Genomic DNA, 13,143 nt, shown 5'->3' with positions numbered 1-13,143 from the left:
CAGTTGGGGATGTACACCGGCAGGGTATGCCGGTGGCGGAACAGCAATATGCGGCAGAGATGGGTCGCCGCCGCGTTAATGGAGATCGAGCCCAGGTTGAGGAAAGTGAGCGGTTATAAACACCTGCCGGAACTGCGTGAAATCATGAAACAGGTTCTGGCGGGGAAGATAATGGTGAAAGCGGCGTGACGGTCATGCCGGGAGTTTCAACTAAAAAAGGGATTGACTCGTGATTTCGCAAAAATTGAACAATCATATGGTTATCAAGAAAATCAGCGCCATTGCCGTCGGTGTCGAGATGCATATGGAGCGCGCGCCACTTTCCGCGGACACGCATATACGCGGATGGAAAGACGGGGTGTATATCCTCGTGGACGCTCCGGATGGCAGGTGGAAGGTAAAGGATCCCACGCCGATTGTTTGCAGGTTGTTCGAGGAGGGTAAATACTATGGATTCATGGCGGCCATGTTCGCCACCCTTCCAGAACTTAACCTTTTGTTGATCGAGTATCCCGATGAGATCGTGGACACCTCCGTCCGGGAAGAAGAGCGGTTCAAAGTGTCCCTGCCTGTTACAATCACAGCGGTGATCAAGGAGAGTCAGGTTGATTTCCCGGGAATCGTCATAGATTTAAGCCAGAACGGATGCCAGCTTATTTCATCCAAGCCCGTGAATGTGAACGACCGGTTGTTGCTCGCAGGTGGATTTCCCGGGGGGCAGATTTTCAAGGATATTCCGTTCGTGACAAAGCGCGTGGACGAATTAAAGGGCAAATGGCAGCTTGGCGGCGCGCTGGACATAAACGAGGGAGCCGGGAAAGAGGCCTTTGAACGGTTTTTGAGCCAGCTTCGCGTGTATTTGAAAGGCTGATCGGGTATGTCGGCGGCAAGCGCAATAAGGATTCCGGTGGGCGAACGCTGCCAGATACAGATTGACCAGACCAAATACCTTTCGGCCCTGCGCGGCTACCATGATTTCAAGTACGTTCTGCTTGAAGCGCCCTTGACGAAAGGCAAGACCGTTGTGGCCCCCACCGGGCTGGTCTATATCGTGCGGTTCATTTTCGAAGGGCACGTATATGGATTCGAGGCGCAGTTGATCAAGCAGTACGGCGCCCCAATCTCCCTTTGGGTGATGAAGTATCCGGACGACATACAGGTTGTGGGACTGCGCAAAAGCAAGAGGATAACCACTTTCATGCCGGCCACTCTGGATTCTTCCGGGGCCGCTATCGCAGGCGCCTTGCTCGACTTAAGCGAAGGGGGAGGGCTTTTCACCACCGATCAGGAAGGCATCGCCCAGGACAAGACTTTCAACATAAGCTTCACGCTCCCGTCCGGGGAAAAAGTGGATGCGCTGCCGTGCGTCGCCCGCAGCGTCACGAAAAAGGAAGGACGGTGGATGGTAGGCCTTTCCTTCAATTCAGACGGCGACGCCATCAACCCGGTTAAATCATATTACCTTTTGATGGCCGAACAGCTTTTCTAGCTCGATCAGGGTGTTTTGTTGCAAGGGCACGGCGCGCCGTGCCCATACGAGGCCGCGCTCCCTGATAACCGTAAAGCTGTTTCCGGATGACGGAATGCGTCTCCGGTAATATGATATAAATAACGTAAAAAAATAACCGGAGGGGTGGCCGAGCGGTTTAAGGCGGTGGTCTTGAAAACCACTGAGTGAAAGCTCCGGGGGTTCGAATCCCTCCCCCTCCGCCAAAACAACCTTTTGCCAAAAATGAAAACCAAAAAAGGCGCGAAAGTTCCCGCAGACCTTGCCATGGCGTTAAAACCAAAAGCCGGCCTGCTGGCCACTTTCCAGAGAATGAAACCTTCTTGCCAGTCCGAATACGTGGAGTGGGTTGAATCGGCCATCAAACCTCAGACCCGCGCAAAAAGGATCGCAAGTGTTATCGGAAAAGTTTCCGAATGGGGCTCAAGGCATCCGGCCAAACCGGTGGCGTCATGAAAGAAAAATCATTGCGTGAGTTAAGGCGCATACCAGGCGTCGGCAAAAGCATCGCGGAAGATTTATACGCAATGGGGGTCCGCAAGGTGGCCGACCTTAAAGGCAAAAATCCGGAAAAGCTTTATTCAAAATTGTGCGGGCAAATGGGATTCCGTGTGGACCGGTGCATGCTGTACGTTTTCAGGTGCGCGGTATATTTCGCGTCGCACGAAAAACACGATCAGGAACTTTTGAAGTGGTGGAACTGGAAGGATAAAAACTAGGCTGGATTACTCATCCTCCATGTCCAGGTCATCCCTGTCATGTATGAATTTCAATAGCTTGGACCGCAGGCGGATCACCGCCTTGGTGTGTATCTGCGATACACGGGATTCCGTGATCCCAAGCACCTCGCCGATTTCCTTCATCGTCAGTTCTTCGTAGTAATACAGAGAAACGAGCAGGCGTTCTTTTTCCGGCAACAGGTCTATCGCCTTGGCGATGATGGTGCGGATTTCCTCTATGCGGGCCAGCGTGGCCGGGTCGGTCTCTTTCGTACCGGCGAGAACTTCCATGATGTCCCGCTTTTCGCCGTCCTTGTCCACACCCCCCAGGTCTTCGATGGAAAGAATCGCCTGGCCGGCGGCCTGGTGCAGAAGGTCGTAAAACTCTTCCATGGATATGTTCATGGACTTGGCAACTTCGTCATCTTCCGCCGGGCGGCCAAGTTCCTGCTCCAGCTTCGCGTAAACCTGAGCCAGCGAAGATGCTTTCTGGCGCACGGAGCGCGGGACCCAATCCTGCGAGCGCAGTTCGTCCAGCATAGCGCCGCGGATGCGTATTTCGGCGTATGTCTTGAACTGCGTGTCCTTGTCCGGGTTGAATTTTTCTATGGCGTCGATAAGCCCTATGACCCCGGAGCTCATCAAGTCGTCCAGCTCCACATGCGGAGGGAGGCGGACGGCCAGCCTGTGCGCTATGTATTTGATGAGGGGTGAATACTCCAAAATCAGCTTGTCCGCCTCTGGCGTGCCAAGCTTGACCCCCCCTACGGGAGGCGCGGAGTAAAAGTTCTTCTTCATTAAGAGCCTTTGATCAGGTCAATCAAATGATTATAAAGTTTGCGGCCTATTATGTAAAGCGCCTCGGATCAGTTATAAAATTCACCTCCGGGCCGCCTGTTTGCCCGGCTTCTGTGCTGTTTGCGCCTCATGAGGCGCCAGCGCTTTCATTTCTTCGGCGGGGGTGATCACCGGCCCATCATAAAGTATGATGGCGAAAATCCTCCCCAGGACAAAAAACAAGGCCCCGGCGATAAGGGCTCTTGTCAGAGAGGTGGTGATAAGCGAGCCGTAGTACATGGATATAAAACCAGATATGCCGAACGCCGCAGCCGCCATTGACGTGGCGAATTTTTTTGAAAAGTCTTTCATAGCGCCATCCGGTCATCCATAGGGTTATATGCTCCCGGCGGCGTCACCGGCCATACCGGTGAATGCCGCACCGGTCATACCGCAAACACCTTCTCCCAGCCCACGCCAAAGGTCTCCACCGCCTCTTCCGACAGTTTTCTGGCGATGTCGCGCACGCACTCGGCCGCCTTGCAACCCGGATAACGGTCGGCGAAAAGGCGCTGCTCGCGCACAGCCTTGGGCACGCTTTCATCCTGATGTATATAGCCTAAAAGCTCGATCCTGATGTTCAGGTTGAACCGGTCGGCCACCCGTTCGAGCCTGTCGTGGACGATCTGCGCGTCCCGCTTTCCCGCCACGCTGTTGACGATCAGTTTGAAGTCCTTCTGGCCGTAATCGCGGGAGAGTATCTTCATCAACGCATAGGCGTCTGCGAAGGAGGTCGGCTCGGTGTTTGTCAGCACCGCCACTTCGCTGGCGGCGGAGCAGAAATACATGACATTGGCCGAGATTCCGGCGCCGATGTCAAAAAGTATGTAGTCGTAGCTGTCTTCGAGCGCTTCAAGCTCCGCTTTGAGGACGAGCATTTCCTCGCCGTTAAGCTCGCTATACTTGCGATGGCCGGAGCCTGCAGGCAGGACATCCACCCCGCCGGGGCCCTTGATTATGATCTCCTGCATGGTCTTCTCGCCGGAGATGACGTGCTGGATATTATATTTTGGCGCCATGCCCAGCAGGATATGTATGTTGCCAAGGCCCATGTCCGCGTCAAAAACAAGGACTCTTTTGCCAAGTCCTCTTAATGCGAAGGCGATGTTGGCCACCGTGTTGGTCTTGCCCACGCCCCCTTTACCCGACGCCACAGCCATCCCGCGCAGTCTTCCAAGGCCACGCGCCGGCGCCGGTGTACGCGCCGGCTGTCCTTTCGCCAAGCGCCTCAAACCTTCAGCCTGATCCATTGTCCAGTCTCCTAAAAAGTTATCCTTAAGGCTTGAAAAGCCCGTTTATCAACCTTTTCGCCGTGGCTTCCTCTATGTCCTCCGGAACGCGCTGCCCGGTGGTGAAATACGATATCGGAAGCCCTGTTTTCAACTGCTGGTTGAACACCGCGCCCAGGCTTGCCGCCTCGTCGAGCTTGGTGAACACCAGCCCCGCCAGAGATATCGAAGAGAAGTTTTTCCACGTCTCCTCCATCTGCTTTTCGGAAGCGGCCGCCGAAAGCACCAGCCGCGACTCGATTGCCGGATTCTGTTCCAGAAATTTGCGCAATTCGTCTATCTGCTCCAAATCCCTTTGCGACCTTCCGGCGGTGTCAATTAATACGATGTCCATCCCCTTGTACATATGCAAAGATCGGCCCAAATCGTTGGGCGTCAAAACTACGTCCAACGGGATATTCAGTATTTTCGCGTAAATCTTCAATTGCTCCACCGCCGCCACGCGGAACGTGTCAATTGTCACAAGCCCCACCTTCGCCCCTTCCAGAGAAAGTTTGGCGGCTATTTTGGCGATGGTGGTGGTCTTGCCCACTCCCGTGGGTCCGGCGAAAGCCACCACGCGGGGTTTTCCCTCACCTTGCGAAGGTGGCGTTATGGCGCCGCCGAACGTCAAAGTGTCGCGCATCCGGGTGGCGACGACGTGGATGAGTGTTTTAAGGTCCGGTTCGCCGTCACGCGAGTTGTCCTTTATTTCATTTATCAGGTTCTGGGCGTATTCGGTGGCCACCCCCTTGTCTTTAAGTATCCGCGACAGGGCAAGATAGCTTCTGCCAAGGTGGCGTTCCTTGTCGGCGGCCGCCTGGTCGAGCAGATGGTAGATCATGGACTTAAGCTCGCGCACTTCGTCCTCGATCTTTCCGGCTCCGCCGTTTTGGCTCTCTTCCTTGGTGGCGATGGCCGCCAGGTACTTGCGGATATCATCCAGCCCGTCCCATAAAGGCTCCATCACCGCGGCGGTCCCTTCCAGTATGGTCCTGGTGTCCACCATGGCGCCGACGGGCCTTTCCATTTCGATGGACGAACGGCTGAGCCGGCCTTTCACCTTCGGAGCCGCGGGAAGCGCCGCTGTGACCTCGATCACAGGCCTTGCGAAAATCCCGAACGCGCCGTTTCCCTTTTTCAACTGCCGCGTGGTGAGGATCACAGCTTCGGGCCCCAGGTCCCCCTTTATCATGCGGAGGGCCTCGCCCATGTCCATTGCCTCGTAGCGTTTTACCTGCATGTTGCCCATGTCACACCTTTACGATCGCAAGGTTTGAAAGCTTAGTGTCCATCGAAATCTCGTTATGTGAAAGAACGTTGAGGTTCGGGATGAACCGCTCCGTCAGCCGCCGCAGATGCATGCGCGTCGCCGGGCCGGACAGGACGGACGGATTGGCGTTGACCATATCAAACTTGTTGATCTGCCCCCGCAGCCCGTCCACAAGCTTCTGCGCCAGTATCGGATCGAGCGCCAGGTAGGACCCGTGCTCGGTCCGCTTGATCGACTTTGCCACGGTCTCTTCCAGCGACGGGTCGAGCGTGACCACCGACAGCGTCCCGTCAGGCGAACGCAGCGCCTTGCATATCTGCCTGGCCAGGGCGGCGCGCACGTATTCGGTGAGCACGTCCGTGTCCTTGGTGACGGAAGCCCAGTCCGCCAGCGTTTCGAGGATCGTATGCAGGTCGCGGATCGAAACCTGCTCGCGCAGAAGGTTCTGGAGCACTTTCTGCACCTGGCCGAGGGAAAGCATGGAAGGGATGAGCTCTTCCACCACCTTCGGGTTGGTCTCCTTGAAGGTGTCGATTAGGTTCTGGGTCTCCTGCCTGCCCAGAAGCTCGTTTAGCCCCTTGCGTATGATTTCCTTTATGTGCGTGGTGATGACAGTCGCCGTGTCCACCACCGTGTAGCCGTTCATCCTGGCCCTTTCCTTGTTCGCTTCGGTCACCCACAGCGCGGGCATGCCGAAGGTCGGGTCCACAGTCTCCACCCCCGGAGCCTTTGTGACGCCGGTGCCCGGGTCTATGGCCAGGTAATGGTTCATCCACAGCTCGCCGCGCGCCACTTCCACCCCCTTTACCAGGATGGAGTACTCGTTGGACTTTAACTGCAGGTTGTCCCGGATATGCATGGGGGGGACGATGATTCCCATCTCCAGCGCGAATTGCCGCCGCAGCGACTTTATCCGTTCCAGAAGCTCGCCATCCTGCGAAGTGTCCACCAGCGGTATAAGTTCGTAGCCGATCTCCAGCTCCAGAGTGTCCAGCGGAAGGAGCGCTTCCACCTTCTCCGGAGCCGGGGCGGCGGCGGCTTTTTCCGCGTCTTTCTTTTCCGTGTCCTTGGCGGTGGTTTCCACCTGGAATTGTGTGTACGACATAAGCCCCGCCACGCCCCCAAGGCCGATGAACGCCAGGGTCGGCATCCCCGGAACCACCGCCAGCAGAAGCAAGAATCCGGAGGCGATCGCAAAGGCCCTCGGATTGACCATGATCTGCTCGACCAACTCCTGGCCCAGGTTCGAGGAGCTGACAGCCCTTGTCACCACTATGCCGGAGGCTGTGGATATGAGCAGGGTGGGTAGCTGGGACACCAAGCCGTCGCCGATGGTCAGTATGGTGTAAACCTGGGCGGCGTCGGAGATTGTCATCCCCTGCTGCAGGACGCCGATGGCAAACCCGGCCGTGATGTTCACAACGGCGATGATGATGCCGGCCACGGCGTCGCCGCGCACGAATTTCAGTGCGCCGTCCATGGCCCCGTAGAAGTTGGCCTCGTCCTCTAGCGCCTTGCGCCTGCCCCTGGCCTCAGGTTCTGTGATAAGCCCCGCGTTAAGGTCGGCGTCTATGCTCATCTGCTTGCCGGGCATCGCGTCCAAGGTGAACCGGGCCGCCACTTCCGCCGTGCGGGTGGAGCCGGAGGTTATGACCTTGTAATTGATGATGACAAGGATAACGAATATGACTATGCCCACGACATAGTTGCCGCCCACGACGAATTGGCCGAAGGCCTCGATCACCTTTCCGGCCGCTTCCGTTCCTTCGTTTCCGTGAAGCAGGACAAGCCTTGTGGTGGCCACGTTGAGCGACAGCCTGTATATGGTGGTGACAAGAAGCATGGACGGGAAAACGGAGAAGTCCAGCGGGCTCTTAAGGTAAACGGCCACAAGGAGAATGACAAGGGCGGTGGTTATGGACCCGGCCAGCAAAAAGTCCAGCAGTATCGAAGGGATGGGGATGACCATCACTATCAATACGCCGACAATGCCTATGGCAAGGCCTATGTCCGCGTTTGAGGAAACGGCCTTCATCCTCGATTCCGCCGTTGCAGCCATTTTGTCTCCAAATTTGGCGTCAAAAAACCGGCGAAACCGGCATTTTGACGGCCATCGTCAAATGTTTGGCGTCATTTACCTGTCCGCCGGTTTGCTCACGCCCACCAGCTTTGGGTCCATAACGCCTTAAATTACATTGCCTTTCTCTTAATCTTATAGACGTAAGCCAGAATTTCGGCCACTGCTTTGTACAGTGTTTCCGGTATTACGTCTCCCATATCCACTGTCTTAAACAATGTTTGTGCCAACGGCTTGTTTTCCATGATGGGAATGTTATTTTCTTTTGCGACCTCCCGGATTTTCAGCGCTATCAGGCCGGCCCCCTTGGCTATTACCACTGGAGCGGGATCGCTCATCCGGTTATAGCGCAGGGCGATGGAGAGATGGGTGGGGTTAGTGATTATGACCTCCGCCTTGGGCACTTCGGCCATCATGCGCCTGCGGAAGAATTCGAATTGTTTCTGCTTTATCTTGGCCTTTATCTCCGGGTTGCCTTCCATGTCCTTGCGTTCGTCTTTGACTTCCTGCTTGGTCATTTTCAGGTTTTTGGTGTACTGGTATTTCTGGTAGGTGTAATCGGCGCCCGCAATGAAAGCCAGGGCGAAGGCAACCTTGCTGAACAGTATGAAGGCTTCGTGGCCTATCATCTGGAGAGTCTGTTCCACGGGCAATTCCATGAACGCGGCCACATTCTGCCACTGGCCGGCCATCGCCAAATAAACGGCCGTGCCCACAACGGCAAGCTTGGCCAGCGACTTGGCCAGATTTATGAACCCTTCCACGGAAACGAATCTTTTCATTCCATTGAGGGGATTAAGCTTGTTGAGCTTTGGCATAAGAGGCTCGAAGGAGAAAAGAAAGCCGTCGTTCTGCCAGTAGTTGGCCGCGATGCTCGCCACGGCCACGGAAAACAGGAGCGGCGCCAGGATGTAGAAAAGCTGGCGAAGCGTGAAATCGGCCAGGTGGAGGGCGGAGTCCTCGGTGAGCGTGTATTGGGCGGACGCGGCGAAGTACTCCCTCCACAGCTGGAGTATGTTGTTCATAAAGCCAATTCCGAAGAAAGTGAAGTAAATAATCCCCGTCCCGAGGATTATTATGGTGTTCACCTCCATGCTCTTGGCCACGGAGCCCTTTTCCCGGGCCTTATCTATTTTCCGCTGGGTAGGGTCCTCTGTTCGTGAATCCTGGTCTTCAGCCGCCACCTGTCATCACCCCCTTCCGGTCAACGCATCAGCGTTATCATTGTTTCCAGCGTGGAGCCCAGCTTTACGAAAGTCCGTTCCATGTAAAGGCTGAACGCCGGAAGCGTGAAAGCGATGGTCAGAAGCCCGATGGAAATCGTGAAGGGGAAACCGACGACGAAAATGTTTATCTGCGGCACGGTCCTGGCCACTATTCCCATGGCCGCCTGCTGTATGAGAAGCGTGATGGTGACGGGGGCGGCTATCTGCGCCGCGGAGACGAATATCCCACCCATGGCGTTTATAATCAGATGGCCCAGCCCCTCCGTGATATGCGCGCCCCCCAGGGGGATAAGCCCGAAGCTTCCGGCTATCCCGGAAAGGATCATGTGGTGGGCGTTGATGGAAAGGAACACAAGGGTGGTGATGATGTTCATAAGCTGCGTGGTGACCGACACCTGGGCGCCGGAAAGCGGGTCCACCACGTTGACTATGCCAAATCCCACCTGGAAGTCTATTATGCTCCCCGCCAGCTGCACCATCGAAAGCACCAGGTTCACCATGAACGCCGTGGCTATCCCGATGAGCGCCTCGCCGGCCACCATCACGGCCATCACAGCCATGTCCACGTCCATGCTCACCGGAGATTTGTCCACAAACGGGAAAATGATCCCCGCCGCCAGAGCGGAAAGGCCGGCCTTGACGGTGTTTGGTATCCCGGCCCCGCCCAGAACAGGCATGAAGGCGATGGTGGTGGAAATGCGGGTGAAGACCAGAAGGTACGCCTGGAACCACTCGATGTTGACCGGGAAAAGATCGGGCATGGCCGGTCACCTTACGTACATCGGGATGTTTATTATCACCTTGGCGGTGTAGTTGATCATCATCTCGATCATCCACGGGAAGAACACCAGGATCGAGAACATGACGGCCAGTATTTTCGGAATGAACGTGAGCGTCATTTCCTGTATGGAGGTGACCGCCTGGAACATGGATATGAGCACGCCGATCACCAGGCCGAACCCCAGCATGGGGGCGGCGATGAGCAGGGCCATCTTCAGCGCCTCGGCGGAGAAACTTACTATGAAATCCGGGGTTATCATGCCGTTTTCCCTTTCACATCACGAAGCTTTTCATCAGCGACCCGGCCATCAGGTACCATCCGTCCACCAGCACGAACAGCATCAGCTTGAACGGAAGCGAGATCATCACAGGCGGCAGCATCATCATGCCCATGGACATGAGCACGGAGGCTATCACCATGTCCAGCACCAGGAACGGGATGTATATCAGGAACCCTATCGTGAACGACGTCCTCATCTCCGAGATGATGAACGCCGGGATCACCACGTATGTCGGCACGTCTTCTATGGTCTGCGGCCGTTCCAGCTTCGCCATTTCCACGAACAACGCCAGGTCTTTTTCCCTGGTCTGGTTGAGCATGAAAGTGCGCAGCGGCGATATGGCCTTGTCGTAGGCGGCCTGTGTGCTTATCTTTTCCTGCGTGTATGGGACGAAGGAGTCGTAATACATTTTCGAGAACACAGGCTGCATCACAAAAAATGTAAGGAACATGGCCAGCGCGGCGATCACCTGGTTTGGCGGGGCCGTCTGGGTGCCGATGGCCTGCCGCAAAAAGTGCATGACCACGATGATCCGCACGAACGAGGTGAGCGATATGAATATGGACGGGGCCAGGGAGAGCACCGTGAGCAGCACCATCACCTTGATGCCCGTGGCCACCTTGGCCGGCTCGGCGCTTTCCTCCAGCGAAACGTTGAGCGACGGGAAACCCCCGCCCCCCTGGGCATAAGCGTCCGGGGCTATCAGCAACACGGCGGCGGCCGAGACCATCGCCACGGCCGCCCAGAATCCCGCTTTTTTCATTTTTATCACGCAAGCCTCATAGAGCCGTTCCTGGCCTTTATGGCGCCGGTGACCTTTTTGAGCAGGTCCTCCCGGCTTATGCGGCTTTCTTCCTCGCCCTTCACCTCTATCCTGCCGGTGCGGGCCGACGCGTATTTGTCCGCCACCTGCCTCCCGGTGATCCCGGCCAGGCTCCCCGCGAAGGTGTCGGGATCCTCTTCGTCAATTATGGCCGGAGGAATCTCCGGAGCAGTCTTCACCTTGCCGATCCTCAACGCCTCCAGCGCCTTTTGAAGCGCTCCGGCGGGTGAATTGGCCTTCGGGCCGCCAGACATGCCCATGCCGCCGCCAACGCTTCCGGAAGTTCCGGTACCGGAGCCCCTGCGAAGCCTGTCGGCGGATTCCTGGTCCTCTATTGTGGTGAGCATTGTGATGTTGTCGCCGGATATGCCCAGCACGATCACCTCGCCGGCCACGTCCACCACCGCTATCTGTTTTTTCATCCCGATGGAGCCGGACGCGAGGATTTTCACCACCCCGCCACTTCCGAAGGCTCCGCCGAATTTGCCCATATATTTTTTGGCCACCCACGAAAGGGCGAACACAAGGCTTAGCACCAGCGCCAGTGACGCCACCATCTTCACCGCCATCCCGGTCATGCTGGGGGCCTCCGGGACTTTCGGATCTTCGTAGTTCAAGAAGCTCTTGCCGCTGTTCTGCCCGGTTCCCTGCGTGGTCCCCGGCGCGGTCCCCTGGGCGCTCCATACCGCCGATTTCTCTGCCGCCAGCGCCGGTTTTGCCAGGAAGCCGAAAGATTTTACCGATTTGTCTTCCACAATTGCCGAAGCATGCGAAACGGCGGCGGATGCGGCCGGTTTTGACGCTGATTCATTAACGGACTCGACAGCCTTTTCGGCCATCGCCGGCGCCTCGGACTTTGCCAGCGGCGTTTCTTTCACCACCGGGGCCGGGGCCGCGGCCTCTTTTTCCTTTATGGATTTTGCGGCCAGGTTTTCACTTTCCATGGCGGAGCGATCCTTGAATATATCCAGTATCATCTTGTCGCCGGAGGCCGATCCGGTCCAATTGCCCGAATAGTTCCGCGGATCGCCTTTCATGAAAAGCCGCACACGGACGGTGTTGGCCGCCACCTGCGACACTGTGGCGCTGGTGAAAAGTTTTCCTTTAAGCTTGAACTCCCGCTTGGCGGGGGAGATATACGCCCCTTCCACGTCCATCTGTATGGACTTGGGATAAAAGGAAGGGCGCGGTTTGCTCCGCCAGTCCTTTGCGAATTTCAAGGTCACCCGCTCGCCGTCGTCCCCCTGCTCGGCCATAACGCTCTCCAGCCGGACCAGACGCGAAATATCGGTCCCGGCGTGAGCTTTGGACGCGAACACAAGCGTCATGAAAACCGACACGGCGATGATTAATAACTTTTTCACTGTTCCTTCTCCACCCTTTATGGGCCAAAGCGCGGATAATTTGACGCTTTGAACCCATGTTAATGCGTTCGCATACAGGTAGAGCAAGGGTTGTGCCAAGAAAAAGTGAGGGGAGAATTGACGGTTATTTCACCATGGATTTCTTTAAAGCGGGAATGGTTATCCTAGACAACTCCTTCAACTTCTTTAAAATATCATCAACATCTTTCGATGAAGGTATGGGATAGGATAATGAAAATTCCTGTTCTTGCGTTATTTCAGAACGGATTATCCTGGACGTTGTTTGGATCTGAGATTTACTCATTAGATTCTCCTTTTTCCCCTAAATAGAAGTTCCAAAATGAGTTGGTAAGGCATTCGTCGCTAGTTACAACTCTAAATCGCGAATTAGTTATACAGTCGCGAAGCACTGTAGCTATTGGTTTATTATTCTGAATCTTTCTCTAATTCTACATTAAATTTTAAATTGCATGTTAAAAAACCAATTACAAGATCTGCGCATTCCTTCTCGGTTCTAGCCACAAGAACGCCATTGGACACACCGTTTTCCAAATGAATTTGCATGTTTAATGGATGGGTGTTTTTTAGGGTTCTTGCGCGAATTTCGTCGTTATGCAATTCAATTGCAGCCATTAATTTGGCTGTTTTTTCCCATAGCGCCTTATACTTAATAACAAAAGCTTGCTCTTCGTTGCCAATGTATTGAAATAATCTAGGCTCAATATTTTTGACTCTATCTCCATCAAAGTGGATTCTAAGTACTTCTATGATTTCATGTAATTTGGTTTTTAAATCATCAGGCTTTATTCGCAAACCTAGCTTTGATGTTTGTTCACAAACAGTTTTTCTGAAAGTGTCCTAAACTTAGTTGAAACGAAGGTATGACCTCACCTGCTACCATGTTTTTGAACGAAAACAACGGAAAGCAAGGAGGTCACATGAAAAGAGTAAACGGTAACGGGAAAACTGGCAAGGGAAGAATGGATTT

Annotated in this window: 16 protein-coding genes and 1 tRNA gene; 6 read left to right on the top strand and 11 right to left on the bottom strand. The window is 55.0% G+C overall.

All coding sequences use genetic code 11. From position 1 onward, the window contains the following. Nucleotides 1–48: 48 nt before the first annotated feature. From HZB29_01755 to HZB29_01730, 6 genes are all read left to right on the top strand, one after another. Nucleotides 49–189: a hypothetical protein gene (locus tag HZB29_01755; protein MBI5814316.1), complete on the top strand. Its 141-nt coding sequence runs from the start codon at nt 49–51 to the stop codon at nt 187–189. Nucleotides 190–256: 67 nt separating this feature from the next. Beyond that, complete coding sequence (locus HZB29_01750; GenBank protein ID MBI5814315.1) at nt 257–871, top strand: PilZ domain-containing protein; 615 nt, start codon at nt 257–259, stop codon at nt 869–871. Between the two features lie 6 nt (nt 872–877). Continuing rightward, the gene (locus HZB29_01745; protein MBI5814314.1) at nt 878–1,489 is read left to right on the top strand and encodes a flagellar brake protein; all 612 of its coding nucleotides are present in this window, start codon (nt 878–880) and stop codon (nt 1,487–1,489) included. A 138-nt stretch (nt 1,490–1,627) separates the two neighbouring features. Further along, a tRNA-Ser gene (locus HZB29_01740) sits at nt 1,628–1,713 on the top strand. A 19-nt stretch (nt 1,714–1,732) separates the two neighbouring features. Beyond that, the gene (locus tag HZB29_01735; protein MBI5814313.1) at nt 1,733–1,963 is read left to right on the top strand and encodes a YdeI/OmpD-associated family protein; all 231 of its coding nucleotides are present in this window, start codon (nt 1,733–1,735) and stop codon (nt 1,961–1,963) included. Continuing rightward, the gene (locus tag HZB29_01730) at nt 1,960–2,226 is read left to right on the top strand and encodes a helix-hairpin-helix domain-containing protein (GenBank protein MBI5814312.1); all 267 of its coding nucleotides are present in this window, start codon (nt 1,960–1,962) and stop codon (nt 2,224–2,226) included. The genes HZB29_01735 and HZB29_01730 overlap by 4 nt, the downstream gene beginning before the upstream one ends. Before the next feature lie 6 nt (nt 2,227–2,232). On the opposite strand, the gene HZB29_01725 is transcribed toward HZB29_01730, so the two are convergent. From HZB29_01725 to HZB29_01675, 11 genes are all read right to left on the bottom strand, one after another. Then, nucleotides 2,233–3,024 (bottom strand): FliA/WhiG family RNA polymerase sigma factor, encoded by a 792-nt coding sequence (locus tag HZB29_01725; GenBank protein MBI5814311.1) that lies wholly within the window; start codon nt 3,022–3,024, stop codon nt 2,233–2,235. Between the two features lie 81 nt (nt 3,025–3,105). Beyond that, complete coding sequence (locus tag HZB29_01720; protein MBI5814310.1) at nt 3,106–3,375, bottom strand: hypothetical protein; 270 nt, start codon at nt 3,373–3,375, stop codon at nt 3,106–3,108. A 74-nt stretch (nt 3,376–3,449) separates the two neighbouring features. Continuing rightward, a complete protein-coding gene (locus tag HZB29_01715) occupies nt 3,450–4,223 on the bottom strand; it encodes a MinD/ParA family protein (protein MBI5814309.1) in 774 nt (257 codons plus the stop codon). A gap of 115 nt (nt 4,224–4,338) precedes the next feature. After that, nucleotides 4,339–5,583 carry a flagellar biosynthesis protein FlhF gene (flhF, locus tag HZB29_01710; GenBank protein MBI5814308.1) on the bottom strand — a complete coding sequence of 415 codons (1,245 nt, stop codon included), beginning with the start codon at nt 5,581–5,583 and terminating at the stop codon, nt 4,339–4,341. Between the two features lies 1 nt (nt 5,584). Beyond that, a complete protein-coding gene (flhA, locus tag HZB29_01705) occupies nt 5,585–7,663 on the bottom strand; it encodes a flagellar biosynthesis protein FlhA (GenBank protein ID MBI5814307.1) in 2,079 nt (692 codons plus the stop codon). A gap of 131 nt (nt 7,664–7,794) precedes the next feature. Beyond that, nucleotides 7,795–8,865: a flagellar biosynthesis protein FlhB gene (gene flhB, locus HZB29_01700; GenBank protein ID MBI5814306.1), complete on the bottom strand. Its 1,071-nt coding sequence runs from the start codon at nt 8,863–8,865 to the stop codon at nt 7,795–7,797. Between the two features lie 20 nt (nt 8,866–8,885). After that, a complete protein-coding gene (gene fliR / locus HZB29_01695; GenBank protein MBI5814305.1) occupies nt 8,886–9,668 on the bottom strand; it encodes a flagellar biosynthetic protein FliR in 783 nt (260 codons plus the stop codon). A gap of 6 nt (nt 9,669–9,674) precedes the next feature. Then, the gene (gene fliQ, locus HZB29_01690; protein ID MBI5814304.1) at nt 9,675–9,944 is read right to left on the bottom strand and encodes a flagellar biosynthesis protein FliQ; all 270 of its coding nucleotides are present in this window, start codon (nt 9,942–9,944) and stop codon (nt 9,675–9,677) included. 16 nt (nt 9,945–9,960) lie between these two features. Next, nucleotides 9,961–10,698: a flagellar type III secretion system pore protein FliP gene (gene fliP, locus HZB29_01685; protein MBI5814303.1), complete on the bottom strand. Its 738-nt coding sequence runs from the start codon at nt 10,696–10,698 to the stop codon at nt 9,961–9,963. Nucleotides 10,699–10,736: 38 nt separating this feature from the next. Continuing rightward, a complete protein-coding gene (locus HZB29_01680; protein MBI5814302.1) occupies nt 10,737–12,155 on the bottom strand; it encodes a FliO/MopB family protein in 1,419 nt (472 codons plus the stop codon). A gap of 426 nt (nt 12,156–12,581) precedes the next feature. Beyond that, nucleotides 12,582–12,968 carry a hypothetical protein gene (locus tag HZB29_01675; GenBank protein ID MBI5814301.1) on the bottom strand — a complete coding sequence of 129 codons (387 nt, stop codon included), beginning with the start codon at nt 12,966–12,968 and terminating at the stop codon, nt 12,582–12,584. Nucleotides 12,969–13,143 lie beyond the last annotated feature (175 nt).

It is taken from the genome of Nitrospinota bacterium, assembly GCA_016235255.1.
Lineage (GTDB): Bacteria > Nitrospinota_A > UBA7883 > UBA7883 > JACRLM01 > JACRLM01.
Note: the sequence above shows the minus strand (reverse complement) of the source record. Positions and strands in the feature narration are given on the sequence as shown.